We start from the raw sequence: 21,555 nt of genomic DNA on the forward strand, positions 1-21,555 counted from the left end.
GTATTGGGTTAGTAGTAGGTACTATTTCTCGGCCAGCAGGCCATCTATCAGGCTATTGAATTCCTTTTTGAAGGCTTCATAATGTTCTCCTGTACCAGGACCGGAAAAGCCGGTATGTACTTCCCGCACATTGCCTTTTTTATCGACAAAGATAGTGGTTGGGAAGCCTTTTATTTTTGTTATCTGTGGTAAAGTTTTTTCTGTTCTTTCAGGATCGCTGGTGGTTACGCCGGTGATCAGTACGGGATAACGTACGTCAAAGCGTTTCAGGAAACCCTGCAGGCTTTTCTGCGACTTTGCAAAGTCGGCAGTACGCTCATATGCCAGGCCTATCACTTCTACCCCACGCGCCTTATTCGCCTTGTACCATTCAGACAGGAACCCGGTTTCATCCATACAGTTGGGGCACCAGGAACCCATGATCGTGATCACCACTACTTTATTCTCAAAGCGTTTGTCTTTAATACTTACTTTCTTTCCGTTGATATCGGGGAATGTAAAATCCAGCTGGCTGTTACCGGGTTTTACGGAAGCGAGCGCCTTTTCGTCGGGCAATGCCGCCTTATCATCTTTTACGGCCGTCCAGTGCTCTCTGCCATCGCCGATACCGGCGTAAAAGATCCCGTTTTCCAGGCTGTTATTTTTTACCAATGCGGTGAAATAATATGCATGCGATCCGTCAAAAGTAGAGAGTTTCAGTGTATCACCATCTACAATCCCTTCCAGGAAGCGATAGTCGCCCGTAGGCGTCAGGAAGGTACCGTGTACAATATTTCCCTGCTGTTTGAACTCGCCCACTGCATAGGAAGAGTCATTTTTACCCGGGGTGGTGAACCAGGTGGACCAGCGTCCGCTTACGTTACCTTTTGCCGGCTCATGCTGTACAAAGCGTTGTTTTACATTGTGTGCAGCTGTAAAGGGAATGCTCACATCCCTGTCTGCCAGGTGACGGATCCAGTTACCCTGGATACGGCCTTCTTTGGTAAAAGCGGCCCTGAATTCAGAGTCGAAGAAAGGCATCCTGATGAAAATAGAGTCACCCTGGATCTTTACATCATCTACCAGCATACGGTCGCTGGCATTCAACACGTATACCAGTTTCTGGCGGCCGTTGTCTTTTACTTCGAAGTTAAAAACAATGTCTGCCCCGTCTTTTCTGTGCAGGCTGGCTTGCCATACACCGGGTTCCAGGTCCCATTTTTCCAGTTGTGTTCCAAATATGAATGCCGGGAGGCATAGCAAAATCCAAAGTTTGTTCATAGTACTGTTTACGTCTGTCTGATCTGTTTACGCAATATATCCTACTATATTAGTAGAGTAAGCAAAGATAGTAAAAGAATCCACTTTACGTCACTTTCTCAGATTTTCCACCAGTTCAATTCTCCGGCCGTCGGCATCTTTCACAACCGCCACATATCCCCACTCTGTGCTGGCGGGCGCCTGTACAGTTTCCACGCCCAGTTCTTCCAGGCTTTTCAGGGTGTCATGCAGGCTTTCAACTGTAAAACCGAGACGGGTGCTTGTATCGGCAGTTGTTGCGTCCTTGTGTAAAGGATAAATTTCGAAGGTCAGGCCGTCCAGCGAGCCTGAATAGTGGTAAGGGCCATTTCCATGGCGATGGTGAGTGAACGTGATCCCCAAAGTACTGTAAAATCTTACCTGCTCTTCCTGTTTGTCTGTTCTGATCACTACCAGGTTTAAATGTATCATCTTTCCTTGCTTCCGGTTATTAGATATTTCCTAAAGTAAAAAACTTCTTCAGCATTACAAACTATCCCCATATAGCACTTAACTTTGGTATTGCGCTCTACATGATCCATCATAGTTATCAAGCGGTTAAAGCAACGTCATGAAAAAATATAAGTTAGCCTTTTCGATCATTGGCAGTATATCTCCACGAATAGCGGCAAAAACATTCCTTCATTTTTTCAGCAAACCTCCCAAAAGATCTTTCCGGCAGCATCACCTCACACTCAGGGAAGCGGCCACAGAAACAGATACGCCACTGACGGCATATGCCTTCAGCAAGCAACAGATAAAGGTGAAAACCTATACCTGGGGCACGGGTGAAAAAAAGATCCTCCTGTTGCACGGCTGGGGAGGCAGCGCACTTGACTTCAGCCACCTGATCAAAACACTTGTGGAGCATCATTACCAGGTTATTTCCTTTGACCAGCCGGCCCATGGCTTCACAGAAGGCAGGAACAGCAACCTTATTCAGTGGATGCATGTCATTACGGCCTTCCTGGATAATAACAAGGACCTCTACGCCATTATCGGGCATTCATTTGGCGGACTGGCAGCTAGTCTCACGCTGGCGAGAGAACAGGTGCATATCCCCAAGCTGATCATTCTGACACCTTCAACTTCAGCGCCTGTTATTTTTGACGACGCCTATAATATGCTTGGCCTTAATAACAGGGTGCGAAAAGCAGTGCCGGGCATTGTGCAGGATACATTAAAAGACGACCTGATGGAGATGGATATGCACAAACACTTCAAGTCCGTAAAAGTGGACCACATGTTATTTATTTATGATGAAAATGATGAGGTCATCCCGCCTGAACGTTCCGAGCGTTTTTTAGAACAACACCCTGAGGTAGAAGCTTTTAAGATCCGGGGAGAAGGTCATTACCGGATTATCAGGGACCCGCAGGTACTGGCCAAAATACTGGCTTTCCTGGCCACTCCGTAATTTTTTTTTAAATCCTGTCACGTTTTTATTTCCTGGCCTGTCATATTACCGTAAGCGATTTAATCACCTTAAAAACTACGAATATGACACAGAGAATTTCATTCCAGGAACTGCCTAAAGACCTGCTGTCCGGATTATTTAAAACCGGTATGTACCTGAAGAACTGCGACATCGACCAGAAACTGCTGGACCTTCTGTATTACCGTGCATCCCAGATCAATGGTTGCGCCATGTGCCTGGACATGCACTACAAGGAAGCTATTCATCATGGTGAAACACATCAGCGCCTGCATGGTGTGATTGCCTGGAGAGAAACACCTTATTTCGATGAAAGGGAACGGGCTGCGCTGGCCTTCACAGAAGCATTGACCAATGCCAATCAACAGGATATCAGCGATGATATTTACGAGGCACTCGGAGAGCATTTCACTCCGGGTCAGATAGCTACTCTTGCTCTGGCAGTAGGCACTGTCAATGTATGGAACAGGCTTAACAAAACCTTCAGGACCGTACCCGGTCATTATGAGGTAGGCCAGTTCGCTTAAAAACTATTCTTATTTTAGCACGATCACTTAATAAACATATGCTGCAAGATTATCAACAAACGTTGTTCCCATACGCTTATAATATCCTTGGTTCTGTAGAAGATGCGAAGGATACGATACAGGATGTGCTGTCCAATTACATTTCCACCCCGAGGGAAGGGATAGAGAATGAGAAAGCCTACCTGGTGCGCAGTGTCATTAATCAGTCGATCAATGCTAAAAACAAGCGTAAGACGGTCAACTATGAAGAGGTCTGGTTACCCGAACCTGTAGCAACAGGAGATGAAGCAGATAAAGCGCTTCACCTGCGGGATATTGGTTCATATACAATGCTTTTACTGATGGAAGCACTCAACCCTAAGGAAAGGGCTGTATTTATACTGAAAGAAGGCTTCGGTTATTCTCATGAAGAGATAGCCGAAGTCCTTTCAGGTACTGTTGAACAATCCCGTAAACTGCTCAGCCGTGCAAAGGGCAAACTGGACGAGCATAAACAGGGATCTACACTCAGCAATAAAACTGTTTCTGCTGCCATACTGGATCAATATCTGAATGCGCTCCGTAAAGGCGATGTACAAAGACTGGAGAACCTCCTTTCGCAGGATATTGTGTTCTATGCAGATGGCGGTGGTAAAGTTAAGCTGGTGAAGAAGTTTTGCAGCGGCTTACACGATGTATCCGATCTGCTGCTTTATGTGTTTGATAAATACCAGCAGAACTTCACTTTCGAGTTTACCCTGATCAATCATGAACCTGCATTGTTGTTCTTCCTGAACGAAAAGCTGTATGGTTGCCAGGTATTCTCTATTTCTCCGGATGATAACAAGATCCTGCGTATATCTACAGTGCTTGATCCGGATAAATTGAAGAATATGGGGAGATAAGACAGCGGGTGAAGGCAGCACTCACTATAAAGCGCTGGTATGTGCGATATAATTTAATACCTGGCGCCAAACAACATGCTGCCGATGCGTACCATGGTGCTGCCTTCTTCGAGCGCAATGGTATAGTCGCCGCTCATACCTGTGGACAGTTCAGTGAATGCATCCTGGTCAGGGAAAAAGCGGGATTTCAGATCCTGCCGGAGCATATTCAGCTGCCGGAACTCATTACGTACCTGTTCCATATTTTCCGTGTTGCTGGCCATCCCCATCAAACCTGCAATACGGATATTGCCAAGGCGGGATCCCTGCTGCTTATAAGTTTCCAGCAGTTGAACCAGTTCTTCTTCACTGAGCCCGAACTTAGTTTCTTCTATGGCTATATGCACCTGCAACAGACAATGAATAGTGCGGTTATTTTTAGCGGCCTGTTTATTGATCTCTTCGAGCAGTTTGAAGCTGTCTACGGCATGGATCATGGAGACAAAAGGAGCGATGTATTTTACTTTATTGGACTGGAGATGCCCGATAAAATGCCACTGTATATCCGCGGGAAGAACAGGTTGTTTTTCCTGCAATTCCTGTACGTAGTTCTCACCGAAAATACGTTGCCCCGCGTCATACAAAGCCTGTATATCTGCCGGTGGTTTAATTTTTGAGACCGCTACCAGTTTTGCCTGGAAGGGTTTCAGCTGTTCATTGATCTGCTGATAAGCAGTTAAATTGACTGACATCCTGCAAAAATAGGGATTAATCCCCACCACCGCAACGCTGCATCCGCCGTACCTGTCTCCGCAATGATTACATGAAAACGTCGAATCTTCCTGTGTGCAGCTTGCAGACAGGAAGATTCGACGTTTGTACTTCTGTTTAAGTTATAGGTGAAGCGCTTTACCCGTTATACCAGCGAGGCCGTCTGCCAGCACATTTCAGGGTATGTTGTTCATTGTCTGGTCTCAGGCAGCAGCGCTTTTTCTACGGGCGGATATTGATTGTTGTTAACTCAATATCGAGCGTCCTATCACAATACGCTGCACTTCGCTTGTCCCTTCATAGATCTGTGTGATCTTGGCGTCGCGCATCAGGCGTTCTACATGATATTCTTTCACATATCCATAACCACCATGTACCTGTACAGCTTCTGTGGTGACCCACATCGCAGTTTCAGAGGAAAACACCTTTGCCATTGAACCGCTGAGTGTATAATCCTGGTGCAGGTCTTTTTCCCTGGCTGCTTTGAGGCATAATAAACGGGATGCTTCTATACGGGTAGCCATATCGGCCAGTTTGAACTGGATGGCCTGGTGCTGACTGATCTCTTTTCCGAAGGCCTTTCTTTCCCTGGCGTATTTAACGGCCAGCTCATACGCGCCACTGGCAATGCCCAGCGCCTGAGAGGCGATACCGATACGTCCCCCCGCCAGTGTTTTCATGGCGAATTTGAATCCGAAGCCATCCTCCCCTATCCTGTTCTCTTTCGGTACTTTGACATCCTGGAACATGATGCTGTGGGTATCGCTTCCGCGGATGCCCATCTTATTTTCTTTGGCTCCCACTGTAATACCGGGAGAATTTTTTTCGACGATCAGGGCATTGATACCTTTACTGCCTTTTTCAGGATATGTCTGGGCTATCAGCAGATACACACTGGCGCTGCTGCCGTTTGTGATCCAGTTCTTCGTACCGTTCACCAGGTAATGGTCGCCCTTATCTTCCGCCTTTGTACGCTGGGAGGTAGCATCGGAACCGGCTTCCGGCTCGCTTAACAGGAATGCGCCTGTGATCTCTCCCTTTGCCAGCGGCACCAGGTATTTCTGTTTTTGTTCTTCCGTACCGAAAGTTTCCAGTCCCCAGCAAACCAGGGAGTTATTCACACTCATACATACCGATGTGGAAGCATCTATTTTCGAGATCTCTTCCATGGCCAGCACATAGGACACGGTATCCAGTCCGGCGCCGCCATATTTCGGATCCACCATCATACCCAGGAAGCCTAATTCTCCCAGTTTTTTGATCTGTTCTGCAGGATATTGCTGTTTTTCGTCACGTTCTATTACACCGGGGAGTAACTCATTTACGGCAAAATCGCGTGCCGCTTTCTGTATCATGAGGTGTTCTTCTGTAAGTTGAAAATCCATGGAATCTTTTTTTACTTGTTTTGGTACATAACTGTAACCAAATCTATTTTTTAATACCCATGTAAAAAAATACGACCTCTAAAATTCATTGTTATCCATCATTCACAGCAAAACATTAAAGATTATTTGAAGATACAGCGTCCTTATTGCAATTGTTTTACCGTTTACCGCAAGTGAATATACGCCTCTATAGTAAGGGATGAATACCGTTCTGTTAAAATCGTGTAGCTTGTAGCAGGATAACTTTCTTTTATGAAGAATATCAAGATCATTGAGGTTAAGTCGGAAATTGGAGCTGGCACGCGTGGCGCCAGCCTTGGAGTGGAAGCTATTAAAATAGCTGCCCTGGACTTCATGAGCAATTTTTTTGTGCATTTCCCTACAGAGGCTATAGAAACAGAAAACAAGCTGCTTTTTGAACCCATAGAATCGCCCTATGCCAAACGAATCAAAGGAACACTGACACTGTACGAAAGGATCAGTAAAAGTGTCTGTGAAACGGTAAAAACAAACTGGTTCCCGGTAGTGCTTTCCGGCGACCACAGTACTGCGGGAGCTACTATTGCGGGCCTGAAAATGGCTCATCCCAAGGCTAAACTCGGGGCTATCTGGATCGATGCACATGCCGATCTGCATACGCCTTACACCACCCCTTCCGGTAATATGCATGGCATGCCAGTGGCCATTTCTATTGCGGAAGATAACCTGGAATGCAAGGTGCATGACCTGGACGACAATACCATCAAAACATGGGAAGCACTGAAGAATATCGGCGGCATTGCACCTAAGATATTGCCGGAGGACATTGTATTCATATCCCTGCGGGATTATGAAAAGGAAGAAGAACACCTGATCAAGACCTATGGGATGAAGGTGATCTCTACCAACGAGGTACGCCGTAAAGGGCCGGAACAGATAGCACGTTCCGTATTCCGTTACCTGAGCGACTGTGAATACATTTATGTTTCTTTCGACGTAGACAGCCTGGATGCTTCCATTTCCAAAGGTACCGGTACCCCGGTAACAAATGGCTTAAGGGAACGCGAAGTAGAAGACCTGATCTCGAAATTCATGCAGCACCGCAAGATCTGCTGTTTTGAGATCACAGAGGTGAACCCTACACTGGATAAAGAGAACCTGATGGCGGAAATAGCCTTTAATATACTGCAACGCAGTGTGAATGTACTGCTGCTGAATTAGCTTCAAAAACCCGGATATGTTAGTTCCGGTTTCGTATGATATAGCGTACAGGTTCGGTCGAGATAGCCTCATCCCCCTTAATCTTCCGTTCCGGAACGGAAGATTAAGGGGGATGAGGCTATCTCGACCGAACCTCCACCATACCTCCCCAGAGTAAGGACGCCTGATCAGGGATTATTCTTCATTTTGATCAGGTTGGCCACCAGGCCCGTCCACCCGGTCTGGTGCGAGGCGCCCAGGCCTTTCCCTGTTTCTCCATGGAAATATTCAAAAAAGAGGATATTGTCTTTGAAATATGGGTCAGTCTGCATCTTTTCGTTATTGCCAAACACCGCCCTTCTGCCATTTTCATCTTTAAGGAAGATCTTCAGCAGGCGGCAGGCCAGCAGTGTGCCTACTTCTTTCAGGGAATAGAATTTACCGCTACCGCTCGGGTACTCTAACCTGAAATCATCAGAATAGAAATAATGGAATTTCCGCAGGCTTTCTATCATCAGGAAATTCATCTGCATCCAGACAGGTCCTCTCCAGTTGGAGTTACCTCCATAGGTATAACTATCACTTTCTCCCGGCAGGTATTTTACGCTCAACTCCACGCCGTCCTGGCAAAATGTGAAAGGATTGTTCTCGTCATACTTTTTGGAAAGGGAACGCACCCCGTATGGGCTGAGGAATTCTGTTTCATCCAGCATCCGGGAAAGCAGTTTTTTCATACGATGGCCGCGCAACAGGCTGAGGAGGTGTTTATTCCCCTGACCTTCTTCATTCCAGCGGGAAACCAACTGGGCCAGATCGGGCCGGTGGCGCAGGAACCAGGACATCCTCCTTTCGAAAGCAGGGTTATTTTTCAATGTTTCTGTCGATATCACTTCCACTGCAAAGAGGGGGATCAGCCCTACCATGCTGCGCAGGCGCAGCCTTTCCACCCTGTTGTCGGGCATGCGGATCTGGTCGTAATAGAATTCGTCCTTATCGTCCCAGAGGCCATGTTTAACATCTCCCATGCTGGCCATGGCGCCGGCAATGTACAGGAAGTGCTCGAAGAACTTGGTGGCCATTCCGGTATACACTTTATTATAGCTGGCCAGCTCCAGGGCAATGTGCAGCATGTTCAGCGCATAGATGGCCATCCAGCTGGTGGCATCTGCCTGCTCCTGCCTGACCCCGCTGGGCAGGGGCATACTGCGGTCGAAGGCCCCCACGTTGTCCAGTCCCAGGAAACCACCTTCGAAGATGTTACTGCCATTACTGTCTTTCCGGTTTACCCACCAGGTGAAGTTGATCATCAACTTATGGAATACGGCTTCGAGGAACTCGTAATCTTTACGGCCCTTAATAGCCGCATCCTGTTTAAAGATCCTGAAGGTAGCACCGGCATGTACAGGAGGATTGACATCGCCGAAGGCCCATTCATAAGCCGGAAATTCACCGGAGGGATTCATATACCATTCTTCTGTCAGCATCAGTAACTGCTGCTTGGCAAAGTCGGGATCTACCATGGCCAGTGTAACGCAATGGAAAGCAAGGTCCCAGGCGGCATACCATGGGAATTCCCATTTATCGGGTACGGAAATGATGTCTTCGTTGTTCAGCTGTTTCCAGTTCTTGTTACGTCCGTTCAGCCTTTCAGCAGGTGGCGGCGGACCTGCGGGGTCTCCATCCAGCCACTGCTGTACTTTATAGGAGTAGAATTGTTTATTCCATAACATACCACTCAGGGCCTGGCGCTGTACCAGCTTTTCGTCTTCATCTTTGATGGTGGACTGGATATCGGCATAGAACTCGTCTGCTTCCATCAGGCGCGCCTGGAAAAGGGTATCGAAGTCTGCGAAGGGGCTGCCGGCCTTTTTGTCTGACAAACGTAAGCGAACAGTAGCAGATCCTTTAGCGGGTATGGATAATTTATAGTGTACGGCAGCCTTGGTGCCTTTCCTTTCCGGATTGACGGTATTGGCGCCATAGGCAATATGGTCGTGAATACCATCTTTCGGATAAGGCGTGTTACCATCCGTATTGAAGAGACGGCGGTAATTCGTTTCGTTTTCACAGAACAGCAATTGTCCATTGCCCTCCTGGTAAAGATATTGTACGGCTATTTTCTCATGACAGAGGCGAACGGCCTGATCATCTTCTGCCCAGAGGGCCGGCTTATAGTCATGACGGCCCCATGCCCATGTATTGCGGAACCAGACGGTGGGCGCGAGGTGGAGATCTGCAGCTTCATTGCCCCTGTTGTGGACGGTGATCTTCACCAGGATATCATCTGTACCGGCTTTCGCATATTCAACGAATACGTCGAAGTATTTATCATCGTTAAAAAGGCCGGTATCTATTATTTCAAATTCCTCTTCGTGCTTCCCCCTGCGGGCATTCTCTTCTATGAGCCATTGATAGGGAAAGGCCTGCTGCGGGTATTTATACAGCATTTTCATATAGGAATGTGTCGGCGTGGCGTCGAGGTAGTAGTATAGTTCCTTTACGTCTTCGCCGTGATTGCCCTGTGCGTTGGTAAGACCGAAGAAGCGTTCTTTCATGATAGGGTCTTTCCCGTTCCAGAGGCCGAGAGAGAAGCACAACAACTGTTTATCGTCCGAGATACCTGCTATACCATCTTCCCCCCATCGCCAGGCCCTGCTGCGGGCCATATCGTGGGTAGTATAGTCCCAGGCGCTGCCATCGGGGCTATAATCTTCCCTGACGGTGCCCCATTGCCTGTCACTCACATAAGATCCCCATTTCTTCCATCCGTTCTGTTGTAATCTTTGTTGTTCCTTATTCATATTATCTGATCTTAAAGTAAGCGATTAGCCAACCGACAACTTCGCTATAGCTGTGGATGCCTTTTTCCTGATTATTAGCCTTAAGGTATTGATCATAGATCATCGTGGTGTAGTCGTCTACCGGGCTGCGGTAACGGTCGTAAAAGTCCCTCATCTGCCTCATATCGGCCCTGATACCCGGCACCGTCCTGCGCCATAGCTGTCCTGCCAGTGTGGTGTCCTGCCGTCTGAGCTGGCGAACGCTATACATAAACATCTCAAAGTTAGCGGCGTAGCGAAAACGGACATCCGGGGAATGGTCTGCTACAAGATAACCCACAAAATTGGCTTCTTGTTCAGGCGCGTATCCTAACTGATGGGCCACCTCATGACAGATGGTGAAGGGGTGCAGGAATCCGGGGGTGGATACATTGACCTGGGCCTCGCCGGTGAAGGGGTTCAGGTAGCCGCCGACCCCCATGTAATTCAGCAGCTGGCTGTAGAGGGAGGGCTTGATACAGGTATTTTTATACTGCAGGCTGGGCCATTGCCGGCCGGCCAGATCGTAGGCCATGACCGCCTGGCTGAACATAGCGGCACTGTCAGGGCCCGGGTGGGTGGCATTGATGCTGTCGCCCAGGGCGATTTTACATTGGTTTACCTGCTGAAGGAGGGTATCTGTTAACTGGTATAGCTGGTCAGTTGTATAATCTTCCACGTCCAGGCGGAGGTCTTTTTCCAGGGAATTGCGGTCATAATTATATCCCCAGAACAACATAAAGACAAGATATACAGTCAGTAAGGATTGGATACCCTGCAAAATCTTCACTCCCAGGTGTTTCCATTGTCTTTTTATAATTTTATAACATATATTTAACAAATAAACAATCAGAGTTATAATCCAGGCGGCATAAATTACGTCGCCGACACTAAAGGGTACTTTCCCCAGTACCTTGCGGAGAAGTAAACTGATCCAACTGTATAACCTATGAAAGTAATAACCAGAAAACCTGTCACTGAATGTAAACGATATTTGCAGCAGGCAAATGCACAAAACGGTTATCAGTATACGTATCCCAATGCCCTTTATCTTTATTTTAAAATCCATATCAACCTACTAAACAAATGACCGATGAATTATTAATGGGTGAACTGACATCTGCGCTTTCCTGTCAGTCGGGAATGAAAATACATATTAATTACGCAGAAAAACTACCCGGTGGAGATATAAATGAAACTTTTAAGCTGAATACAGATAGCGGTCTGCTGTTCCTGAAAATGAATGATGCGCGCAGTTATCCCGATATGTTTGAGCGGGAGTTTATGGGATTGGAAACGATCTATGCCACCAATACGTTGTCAGTTCCACGTCCGCTGGCCACGGGCCGTTCGGGCGGAAAAGTATTCCTGGTCACTGAGTTTATAGAGAAAGGCGGCGCGAACCCTGATTTCTGGGAGAATTTTGCGGCGGGGCTGTCCCGTATGCACCGGCATACGCAGGCGCATTTCGGATTACCGCAGGCCAATTATATCGGAACGATCAAACAATATAATACCCCTTATACCAGCTGGTCTGTTTTTTACGCGTTCAACCGTTTACAGCCGCTGACAAGGGAGGCGTACGACCGTCATGTTATTGACAAGCAGATGGTAACGCAGATGGAGAGTCTGTGGCGGCAGTTGCCCCGGATATTTCCTGAAGAGCCACCGGCATTATTGCATGGGGACCTGTGGTCTGGTAATTTTATGGTAGGGCCGGATGGCAGGGCGCGTGTGTACGATCCGGCGGTATATTATGGCAACCGCGAAATGGATCTTGCCATGGCGAGACTTTTCGGTGGATTTGACACCCGTTTTTATTATACTTATCAGAGTATGTTCCCGCTGGCGCATGAGTGGCAGCAACGTATCAGCGTATGCCAGTTATATCCGCTGATGGTACATCTGCTGTTGTTTGGGGGGAGCTATTACAATAGTGTGAAGGAAGTGCTGGATACATTCTGATATCTGCCTACAACAGTTCTTTCATTCTTTCATACTCCTGTTCGATGATCGGATAGAATTTATCCAGGTCGCGCGAGATGCCTGCGAAAACCTGATCCACTTCTTCGGGAGGTGTATGTGTATTATTGTTGAGCGTATTTTCCAGCTGTTGCATTTTCTGGGTGATCCAGGTAAGGCCCACCATGGCAAAATTTGGCTTCAGCTTATGTACCTGGAATTTGAGCTGTTCCCAGTCGCGGTTTTCCACCAGTTTTCTAAGTTTTACAACTTCCTCCCGGATGGTTTTGAGGAAGATCTCAAAGAGATCTGCGGCATAGGAGATATTGTTCTCGTATAAAGCATTCAGATACTTTACATCCAGTTCGTTATGGAATTCAAATCCGGAAAAGTTTGTAGAATCCTCCATTATTAGTTCTGTTTCATCATCATTCAGGTATTTGTTCAACACCTGCAATAATTGGTCTGGCGTATAAGGTTTCGTTAAAATATCAGTGATACCTGCCTGTCTTGCCTGGGTAAAAGTGCTCTCCATGGCGAGGGCAGTGGTGGCCACGAGCGGTGTGGCGACATTTGGTTTAGTTTCATCCTGCCTGATCTTTACGGCGAGTTCCAGACCATTCAGACCGGGAATACGAATATCGAGCAAAATAAGGTCATAAAGTCTTGAATCCAGAAAATAGAGCGCATCCGGCCCGTTTGTGGCCAACTGGTGCTGTATATTATATTTCTCCAGCAAACTAATGATATACCTGAGGTTCATAGGATTGTCCTCAATGACCAGTACCTTGGCTGTGGAGAAATTGGGTTGCCTGCTCATATTTCCAGACCTTGTGTTTGTTACTGAGGGTTTGCGGGTATCAATAAAGGGCAGGTTAAATGAAAAGCAGGTGCTGTAGCCGTGAGATTCCTCCACGAAGATGCTTCCGCCCTGCAGTTCCACTAACTGTTTGGATATGGCTAATCCTAACCCTGTGCCTCCATATATATCCCTGATCTCCTGTTCCGCCTGTTTATAGTTCTGGAAAATGAGCTCCAGTTTATCTTTCTGGATACCGATACCGGTATCGCAAACCTGGAAGCGCACCCAGCGTTTATCTTCCTGCCAGGATTCGAGCTTTACGTTAATGGCGATTTCACCTTCCCGGGTGAATTTCTCTGCATTACCTAACAAGTTCATAAGTATTTGGTTCAGCAGCATATCATCGCCTACCAGCCTGTTCTGCAGCTGAGGATCTATATTGGCTGAGATCCTGACCGGCCGCTGGCCCATTTTCAGTTCAAAAGTGTGCCGCAGGGATTGCACCAGTTCTGTGAGGTTAAATTCACGCTGGTTGACCTGCAGTTCCCCGGCTTCTATTTTTGAGAGGTCGAGGATGTCGGAAATAAGTCCCATCAGGATACCTGATGAGTGTTTCAGAATATTGATATAATCGCGCTGTTTGGCATCGAGGTTGGTTTCTTCCAGGAGATGGGTCATACCGACGATAACGTTCAGGGGTGTCCGGATCTCGTGGCTCATGCTGGCCAGGAACTCTTTCTGGGCGCCCCGGGCCTCTTCAGCCTGGCGGCGGGCCAGGTCCATTTCGGAGCGGGGCATTTTATGCCTGGATACATCCACTATCTGCCAGATACTGCCTATAAAACGGCGTTTCTCTATCAGGGGATTATAGCTTACTTCATATATACGTCCGTCTTTCAAAATCAGTTCCCAGCCGAAATAAGGTTTCTTTTTCTGGCGGAGTTCCTTCATTTTGGCCTCGAAGGCATCGGCACGCTGTACAAGCCGGCTAAAGTATTTAATAACAGCAGAAAAGGACATGTCCGTAATATGCGAGGCATCGGCCCCGGCATTTTCTTCGAAGACCCGGTTGATCCAGATCACGCGGTGCAGTGCATTGGTAACCAGCACACCGGCGTTACTATTTTGGAGGAATACGCTGATGGGAAGTGAAAAAATAGCGAGGTTGTCCGCAGATATACTACGGCCTGTGGGATGTTTTCTCGTACCTTTGATCCGGGTTTTTGCCATTCTGTTTAGTCCTGGTTGGGAGTTGGCGCTCCTATACATAAATTTATACAGTAATACAATATATAAATATTATGTTGGGAATCAACAAAATTAGGAAATTTTTGCAATTGGAAATATTTGGTTACCTTTGCATCCCTCTAAAAGTGAGGATTTTATTATGAAAGCACTCCGTCAATTTGATATTGCCTTTGTGGGATTGAAGCCCGGAGAGCATACATTTGAGTACCAAATTACGGATAGTTTCTTTGAAAACTACGGACCGCAGGATTTCAGTGATTGTAAGGCGACTGTTAAGTTGCTGTTAGACAAGAAGAGTAATTTTTTCCTGTTGAAATTCGAGATTGGCGGAAAGGTGACAGTCAACTGCGACCGTTGCGGACAACCATTTGAGTTACAGCTCTGGGATGATTTTGACCAGGTTGTGAAGATGGTGGATAATCCGGACGAGATGAACGAGGATGAGGATCCGGATGTAGCTTACATCTCTAAAACGGAGTCTCATCTGAATGTTGCGGAATGGATCTACGAGTTTATCAATCTCAGTATCCCGATGCAACGTATTCATCCTGACGATAGTACGGGCAAGAGCGGTTGTGATCCGAAGGTACTGGACATGCTGGACCAGATGAACCGGCAGGCGGGCGAAAAGGATAATCCGATCTGGAAAGACCTGGATAAATTTCGTGAGAACTGATTAGCCGGTTACCTTCAAAGGCGGAGAGATATAACTTATTAAACATTAAACACGGACAATTAAAACTTAAATACGATGCCAAATCCGAAACGCAGACATTCTCAGCAAAGATCAGCTAAGAGAAGGACGCATTACAAGGCCTTTGCGGATACTTTAAGCACAGATAGCGCAACTGGTGAAGTGCACCTGAGACATCGTGCTCACTGGGTAGAGAACAAACTGTACTACAGAGGTAAAGTAGTATTGGAAAAACAAAGCAGCACTAAATAATTTTACTATTTTTACCCCGACCAAACAGACAAACCTAAACGTTCATGAGAATCGGGCTTGATATGATGGGTGGCGACTTCGCCCCCCTGGAAGCAGTAAAAGGAGTAAAATTATATTTAGACACTGTTGCTACGGACGCGCACCTGGTGCTGATTGGTGATGAGGCAGCTCTCAAGCCTTTGTTGTCAGATGCGCAGTTAGACCAATCAAAATATTCAGTTGTTCATTCATCCCAGGTAATCGGGATGAATGAACATCCTACCAAGGCACTGAAGGAAAAACCTCAGTCCTCTATTGGCATTGGCTTCCATTTATTACAGAATGGCAAGATCGATGCATTTATCAGTGCCGGTAATACCGGCGCCATGATGGTGGGTACATTCTACTCCATCAAAGCAATAGATGGTATACAAAGGCCGACTATATCCACTCCCGTTCCCAGGGAAGATGGATCTTTCGGGCTTTTACTGGATGTTGGTATCAACGCGGACTGCAAGCCTGAAAACCTGTTGCAATTTGCCATTCTCGGGTCACTTTATTCCCAGCACATACTGAAGGTCAATAATCCTAAAGTAGGACTGCTGAATATTGGAGAAGAAGAAGGCAAAGGCAACCTCCTGGCACAGGCAACTTATCCCCTGCTTAAAGACAATCCGTTGCTGAACTTTATCGGTAACGTAGAAGGAAGGGATGTTTTGACTGACAAGGCAGATGTGATAGTGTGCGAAGGATTTACCGGTAACGTCGTGTTGAAAATGGCTGAGTCAATTCATGAAATTGCGGTAAGACGCAAGATCAATGATGATTACATGAAAAAATTCGACTTCGAAAGTTATGGTGGGACTCCTGTACTGGGAGTGTCACAACCGGTGATCATCGGTCATGGTATTTCTCAGGGCCTTGCCTTTAAGAACATGATCGCGCTGGCTCAACAGATGATCGAAACAAAACTGCTGGATAAGATCCGGGAGAGCTTTGTGAAATAATTTACGTCCTATTGGAAATGAAAGGTATTGATACCGTCTCGTATAAGCGAGACGGTATTTTTTTGTTATCCCGCTATGGTTTGTGTTCCGTTGAATATGTCATGCTGTTTGTGATACGCCGGTTTCAGGCTGGGATCACTGGCTGTAGTTCTTTGAAGCTGCGTGCTATTAAGCATTTGGAATCGTATGGGCTTTGGAATGTGAATTAACCCCCTGTCAATCGTGTGAGCGTGCTTCAAACAACTAAGGCCAGTGATTCCCACCTGAAACCGTTATACTTATTGGCTTCCGCCTGGGGCCATGACATTCGTTTGTTAAAGGTTCCCTAACACGCGCGGGTACAACCCCGTCAGGGGTTATGTATTTGTAGCCCCGGGTTGCAAAACCCAGAGGATTAATAAATCCGTTTCAGTATTCAACCCCGTTAGGGGTTACGTGTTTGTAGCCCCGGGTTGCAAAACCCAGAGGATTAATAAATCCGTTTCAGTATTCAACCCCGTCAGGGGTTATGTATTTGTAGCCCCGGGTTGCAAAACCCAAAGGATTAATAAATCCGTTTCAGTATTCAACCCCGTTAGGGGTTACGTGTTTATAGCCCCGGGTTGCAAAACCCGCGGGATTGATTAATAAACCCGTGGATTAATAAACCGGGATTAATAAATCCGTTTCCGTATTCAACCCCGTCAGGGGTTACGTGTTTGTAGCCCCGGGTTGCAAAACCCGCGGGATTAATAAATCCGTTGCCGTATTCAACCGGGGAATAACGACATCAATCAGACCTTTTCCAGGGGTAACCGTACATAGAAGGTGGTTCCCACCGTTAGCTGGGTTTCAAACCAGATCTCTCCCCTCGCCTGCTCCACAATGTTCTTACACATGGCCAGTCCCAGGCCGGTACCGGAGTTTTTGGTGGTGAAATTAGGTACAAAGATCTTGGGTTGGATTTCCGGTGGAATGCCTTCCCCATTGTCTTCTACGCTCACTACTACCCACCCCTCTTCCGACTCTTCCATGGCTATCGTGACGTGTCCTACCCTGCCTTCCGGTAATGCCTGCACGGCATTCTGTAAGAGATTGGTGAACAGCCGGTTCATCTGCGTCTTATCTGCAAAAATATAATAGGCGCGTCCTGGTGGCGTGAAATGGATATTGCAGTTCTCGTGGCTCTGGTACAGGTCTTTCAGCGAGTGGAGCACTTCGTTCAATAACAGTACTTCACTGTTGGCCTCATCGATACGTGAAAAGGCGGAGAAGTCAGATGCGATATTCGCCAGGTGCTCTATCTGCTCAACCAGTGTATGCGCTACGTTGTGGGACAACTGCTTCACATTGGGTGCATCATTGTCTATTGCGCGCTGCAGGTACTGGATGCTCAGCTTCATAGGCGTGAGCGGGTTCTTGATCTCATGCGCTACCTGACGGGCCATTTCCCTCCAGGCGCCTTCCCTTTCACTCTTTGCAAGCCTGGCCGCACTCACCTCCAGTTTGCGTACCATCTTGTTGTATTCCTTCACCAGCGCACCTATTTCATCGTCCTTTTCCCACTCTATCTCATCATTCTGCTGCCCAAGGCTTACGTGACGCAGTTTTTCCGTTACCAGGGAGAATGACTTCGTGATCGAATTAGTGATCAGCAATGCCAGTAAACCGGCTATCAGGAATATGAAAGCATTGAAGTTGATCAGGGCTACCAGGAAGTTGGAGATCTGTTGATTCAACTCCGTTTGCGTAGCGAAATAAGGAACGTTCAGATACGCGAAGATCTCACCGTTACTACGCAAAGGCGCATAGCCTGAAAGATATTGCATAGAGCCGACCTTCTCCTTCTGGATCCACTGGATCTTAGGCTCCCGGTACAGTTGTACAAAGGCGTCGGGATTGATCTTCTTTGATAAAAGCCCTTTTTCTGTGATCAGGGGCTGCGTAGTGACCTGCAGGTTGCCGTCCCTGTCGTAGATATTGATATCCAGCGCACGCTCGTCTGCAATCTCCCCGATGGCCGCTGTCAGGCTGGCCTGGAATATAGGATCGTACAGATCTTCCAGATCGTCAAACATCCGCTGGTCTGCAAAGACCTTTTCGACATCGTGAGATACCTCGTTGATGGTACGGCTCAGTCTTTCCTTATTTTCCCTTTCTGAACGGTCTATAAAGAACAGGATGGTGGTCAACCCCAATATGATAAAGGCGAATACTACAATGAAAATGATGGTGCCATGTACCTTTTTCCGGATGCTGATATTGATCAGGGCTTTCAGGTTCCCGATACGCATCCTGGCTTTCACCAGCAGGTCAAGTACCCGGTAGATGGCAATGATGAGCAAAAAGAGACAGAACATGTAAGCAAAGAGGGTGATGAACTCCACGAAACTCCTGTTCTCTTTCACCACGATCACTACCTTGTCTTTTGAGGCCTTGTAGATAAGCCTCGAGAAGCCTTTTTCCGAATGTACCGTGATGTCTTCTTTCGGGATATCGGCCGCGTATAGTTTTACGGGGAACGCAAAATCGTTGTTGTTGCTCACCAGTTGTCCCTGGTCATAGATGGCATAGGAATAAGCCGCGGAAGATTCTTTCTCCGGGTCATAGATCTCCCCGTCTACCAGCAGTTCGGGGTACAGGCGCTGTGTATTGACCACTGCCGGCGTCAGTTCATATATCAGGTAACCGGAAGGGATGCCGTTGTTATAAAAGTCCTTACGACCGATATAGCTGTAGTCATTGAAACTTCGTTCATTGTAGTACAGCTCATTCCCTATAAGTTCTGAGCCCATCAGCATACGCCGGCTCAGCGCAGGGAAAGTGGAAGTGTCTCCGCCGTAGATCGGCTCGAAGTATTCGTTGAAAGCATAGAAGCTTACGTTGAAGCGCCCCAGGTAGCCTTTGAAATATTTTTGTTTCAGTTCATTCTCCAGTGTGGACCTTGGCATGCTCCGCCCGTTGCTGCCGGTATTTTGCTGGAAGAACAGCTGTAACAGTTCGTCTTCTTCCATTTGCCGGGTCACATCGGTGAGCAGCATTTCCACATAGGGGTCTTTCTGTTTCGACAGTTCCACTGCCATGCGCTCCCTTAGGCTCAACTCTTTCTGATCGTTGTAGTATACCAGTACAGCTGATGTCGTGATGGTAAGCAGGAACAACCAGAACAGGAAAGGAACGGTGGCCAGGCTGTTCTCGAAACGATACGACAATACATCCAGCAGCACCACGTAGATGATGAGCCAGATAACCATGGCGACAGAATAATATATCTCAGGGTTTTGCAGGCGGAATGTCAGCCATATCATGCCTACAGCCGCGAGGAAGATATATTTGGTGCGGTGCCGGAAATTGGTCAGTTCATTCAGCAGATAGTTGATGATCTGCGAGAAGAACAGGAAGCTGAACGAGATAAAACCCAGGATCACAAAACCGATGATACTATATTCGTTCAGGCTGAAAGGGTTAGCCACGTCGAAAGAGATCCTGGAGTCGATCACGAGGCTTCGGATCAGTTCTGACAGGAATTCCCCTACTACATACATGATAAAACTTGCCAGGATGATCACCAGGCGTTGTTGCCAGTGATTCTTCACAAGGGGTGGCTTAATGGTCTTTACGTGCTCACGGAAGAAGAGCAGGAGCCAGAACCCCAGGAGTACGTTCAGGAGGAGGTCGCCCAGGGAACGGAACACTTCATCCTTGGCGTAAATGAGTGGCGTAAAGATATTGAGGGCACGCAGGTTGAAAGGAAAAGGATAGAAATAACTCAGCGTACGGCAGATGATGACGACGGCAAACAGGAAGAAAAAACCATACATGGGATTCTTCTGCCTGGCCAGCATGGTGGCGAACAGGTTGATGAAGATCAGTACACAGATACATCCCAGTACCCTCAGGATAACACTGAGCAGGTTAGGCGGGCCGGCGTCGAGGGTACGGTCGTAGTACAGGTAGAACAGGATCAGGTCCTGTCCGTTCAGCACGGGAATACCGGGTGGTTTGAGATGGATGGTGTATTCCATGCCCAGGGCCGGTTTATCGTAAAAATGATCTACAAGGTAATTGTTGCTGATACTGTATTCCATCATTACGGGTATAGCGCCGACAATGTAGCGCTCGTGCCCCGGTTGTTTTGAAGGCAGCTTTTTACAGATCACTTCGTAGTACCCGTTCTTCAGTTTCAGGAAGCGGATGCCGGGGGTGAGCGGCGCCTGCCATTCGTCCGGCAGCACCAGGTTGGTGCTCCAGTATACCAGCCAGCGGCTGGCGGTGCTGCTGTCGTATGCAAAGACGTAGAAGTCCTTCCTGCTCAGCATTTTTGTTTCCGCTTCATTCTGATCGCGGGAAAAGATGTGACCGATCAGAGTAGTGTCTTTGATCAGCTCCCCGAAAGCCATCTCCCGCTGCCACAGGCTTTTTTCCAGGCTACGTTTTACGCCCTGGGGAGAGGAATAGTACGACCAGTAATTGCTGAAAAGGAATGAAAAGGTGAATAACCAGGCAGCAATGATCAACAGATATCCATGGCGGATGAAAAAAAACCTTATTTCTTTGATATCCAGCAACTTCTTTATTTTTCTGATTTTTTCACTTCATTCCAGAGCCCGTCCATTTCCGTCAATGACATTTCGTCCAGCGTTCTACCCTGTGCAGCCGCCATCTGTTCCATATGCTGAAAGCGGCGTATGAATTTCTTATTGGTGCGTTCCAGGGCATTTTCGGCGTCTACTTTCAGGAAGCGGGAGTAGTTTACGAGGGAGAACAAAACATCGCCAAATTCGTCCTCTATTGCGTCTGCCTGCCCTTGTTGTACCACCTCATGCAGTTCCTCCATTTCTTCTTTCACCTTTTCCCATACCTGGTCGATATTATCCCATTCAAAACCTACCTGTTGGGCTTTGGACTGAAGGCGCATGGCTTTCACGAGAGCGGGCAGGGACACGGGCACACCGCTGAGCACGGAAGTCTTTCCTTCCTTCAGTTTCAGCTTTTCCCAGTTTTGTTTAACCTGTTCTTCATTTTCCACCTTTACGTCGCCATAGATATGCGGGTGGCGGTATATGAGCTTTTCGCAGATGCCGTTAATGACATCATCGATGGTAAATTGCTGCTGCTCTTTACCGATCTTTGCGTAGAATACGATGTGCAGGAGCAGATCTCCCAGTTCTTCTTTTATTGCTTTCCAGTCCTGGTCAGTGATCGCGTCTGCCAGTTCGTATACTTCTTCTATGGTTTGCTGACGAAGTGTCTGGATGGTCTGTTTCCTGTCCCAGGGGCACTTTTCACGCAAATCATCCATGATTTCCAGCAGGCGATTGAAGGCCGAATTATTTTCCATCTGTCAAATATAAAGAATTCCCGCAGGGGGACGT

17 protein-coding genes are annotated in these 21,555 nt (G+C 47.3%); 8 read left to right on the forward strand and 9 right to left on the reverse strand.

The features are described 5' to 3' along the window. Positions 1-21 precede the first annotated feature (21 nt). Positions 22-1,260, reverse strand: a complete 1,239-nt coding sequence (locus tag MYF79_RS27265; RefSeq protein WP_247811039.1) for a peroxiredoxin family protein — start codon at positions 1,258-1,260, stop codon at positions 22-24. 90 nt (positions 1,261-1,350) lie between these two features. Continuing rightward, entirely contained in the window at positions 1,351-1,710 is a 360-nt protein-coding gene (locus tag MYF79_RS27270) for a VOC family protein (RefSeq protein ID WP_247811040.1), read from the reverse strand. Between the two features lie 139 nt (positions 1,711-1,849). Here MYF79_RS27270 and MYF79_RS27275 point away from each other — a divergent pair, with 139 nt between their 5' ends. The 3 genes from MYF79_RS27275 to MYF79_RS27285 all read left to right on the forward strand — a co-directional run bounded on the left by MYF79_RS27275 (position 1,850) and on the right by MYF79_RS27285 (position 4,124). Then, complete coding sequence (locus MYF79_RS27275; RefSeq protein WP_247811041.1) at positions 1,850-2,695, forward strand: alpha/beta fold hydrolase; 846 nt, start codon at positions 1,850-1,852, stop codon at positions 2,693-2,695. An 83-nt stretch (positions 2,696-2,778) separates the two neighbouring features. Beyond that, positions 2,779-3,240: a carboxymuconolactone decarboxylase family protein gene (locus MYF79_RS27280; RefSeq protein ID WP_247811042.1), complete on the forward strand. Its 462-nt coding sequence runs from the start codon at positions 2,779-2,781 to the stop codon at positions 3,238-3,240. 38 nt (positions 3,241-3,278) lie between these two features. Beyond that, positions 3,279-4,124: a sigma-70 family RNA polymerase sigma factor gene (locus MYF79_RS27285; RefSeq protein ID WP_247811043.1), complete on the forward strand. Its 846-nt coding sequence runs from the start codon at positions 3,279-3,281 to the stop codon at positions 4,122-4,124. 53 nt (positions 4,125-4,177) lie between these two features. On the opposite strand, the gene MYF79_RS27290 is transcribed toward MYF79_RS27285, so the two are convergent. Together MYF79_RS27290 and MYF79_RS27295 are read right to left on the reverse strand one after the other, a co-directional pair. Continuing rightward, a complete protein-coding gene (locus MYF79_RS27290) occupies positions 4,178-4,855 on the reverse strand; it encodes a YggS family pyridoxal phosphate-dependent enzyme (RefSeq protein WP_247811044.1) in 678 nt (225 codons plus the stop codon). A gap of 264 nt (positions 4,856-5,119) precedes the next feature. Next, positions 5,120-6,259: an acyl-CoA dehydrogenase gene (locus MYF79_RS27295; RefSeq protein WP_247811045.1), complete on the reverse strand. Its 1,140-nt coding sequence runs from the start codon at positions 6,257-6,259 to the stop codon at positions 5,120-5,122. Positions 6,260-6,511: 252 nt separating this feature from the next. On the opposite strand from MYF79_RS27295, the gene MYF79_RS27300 reads away from it, so the two are divergent. Further along, a complete protein-coding gene (locus tag MYF79_RS27300; RefSeq protein WP_199652587.1) occupies positions 6,512-7,459 on the forward strand; it encodes an arginase in 948 nt (315 codons plus the stop codon). A 167-nt stretch (positions 7,460-7,626) separates the two neighbouring features. Here the strand turns inward: MYF79_RS27300 and MYF79_RS27305 are convergent, their stop codons facing one another. Both MYF79_RS27305 and MYF79_RS27310 read right to left on the reverse strand, forming a co-directional pair. Further along, positions 7,627-10,239 carry an MGH1-like glycoside hydrolase domain-containing protein gene (locus tag MYF79_RS27305; RefSeq protein ID WP_247811046.1) on the reverse strand — a complete coding sequence of 871 codons (2,613 nt, stop codon included), beginning with the start codon at positions 10,237-10,239 and terminating at the stop codon, positions 7,627-7,629. A gap of 1 nt (position 10,240) precedes the next feature. Further along, complete coding sequence (locus MYF79_RS27310; RefSeq protein ID WP_247811047.1) at positions 10,241-11,326, reverse strand: DUF3810 domain-containing protein; 1,086 nt, start codon at positions 11,324-11,326, stop codon at positions 10,241-10,243. A gap of 17 nt (positions 11,327-11,343) precedes the next feature. Between MYF79_RS27310 and MYF79_RS27315 the strand changes: the two genes are divergently transcribed. After that, entirely contained in the window at positions 11,344-12,222 is an 879-nt protein-coding gene (locus tag MYF79_RS27315; protein WP_247811048.1) for a fructosamine kinase family protein, read from the forward strand. A gap of 7 nt (positions 12,223-12,229) precedes the next feature. Here MYF79_RS27315 and MYF79_RS27320 read toward each other — a convergent pair whose 3' ends face one another. After that, positions 12,230-14,251 carry an ATP-binding protein gene (locus tag MYF79_RS27320; RefSeq protein WP_247811049.1) on the reverse strand — a complete coding sequence of 674 codons (2,022 nt, stop codon included), beginning with the start codon at positions 14,249-14,251 and terminating at the stop codon, positions 12,230-12,232. A gap of 157 nt (positions 14,252-14,408) precedes the next feature. Here MYF79_RS27320 and MYF79_RS27325 point away from each other — a divergent pair, with 157 nt between their 5' ends. The 3 genes from MYF79_RS27325 (at position 14,409) to plsX (ending at position 16,201) form a co-directional block, all read left to right on the forward strand. Then, a complete protein-coding gene (locus MYF79_RS27325; protein WP_247811050.1) occupies positions 14,409-14,945 on the forward strand; it encodes a YceD family protein in 537 nt (178 codons plus the stop codon). Positions 14,946-15,020: 75 nt separating this feature from the next. Continuing rightward, positions 15,021-15,215, forward strand: coding sequence for a 50S ribosomal protein L32 (rpmF, locus tag MYF79_RS27330; RefSeq protein ID WP_012793868.1), 195 nt, complete (start codon positions 15,021-15,023; stop codon positions 15,213-15,215). Positions 15,216-15,259: 44 nt separating this feature from the next. Beyond that, a complete protein-coding gene (plsX, locus tag MYF79_RS27335; RefSeq protein ID WP_199652593.1) occupies positions 15,260-16,201 on the forward strand; it encodes a phosphate acyltransferase PlsX in 942 nt (313 codons plus the stop codon). Between the two features lie 773 nt (positions 16,202-16,974). On the opposite strand, the gene MYF79_RS27340 is transcribed toward plsX, so the two are convergent. Next, positions 16,975-20,748, reverse strand: a complete 3,774-nt coding sequence (locus MYF79_RS27340; RefSeq protein ID WP_247811051.1) for a sensor histidine kinase — start codon at positions 20,746-20,748, stop codon at positions 16,975-16,977. Positions 20,749-20,753: 5 nt separating this feature from the next. Further along, positions 20,754-21,521: a nucleoside triphosphate pyrophosphohydrolase gene (gene mazG / locus MYF79_RS27345; protein WP_247811052.1), complete on the reverse strand. Its 768-nt coding sequence runs from the start codon at positions 21,519-21,521 to the stop codon at positions 20,754-20,756. Between the last annotated feature and the right edge of the window lie 34 nt (positions 21,522-21,555).

This window comes from Chitinophaga filiformis (assembly GCF_023100805.1).
Taxonomy (GTDB): Bacteria; Bacteroidota; Bacteroidia; order Chitinophagales; family Chitinophagaceae; genus Chitinophaga; species Chitinophaga filiformis_B.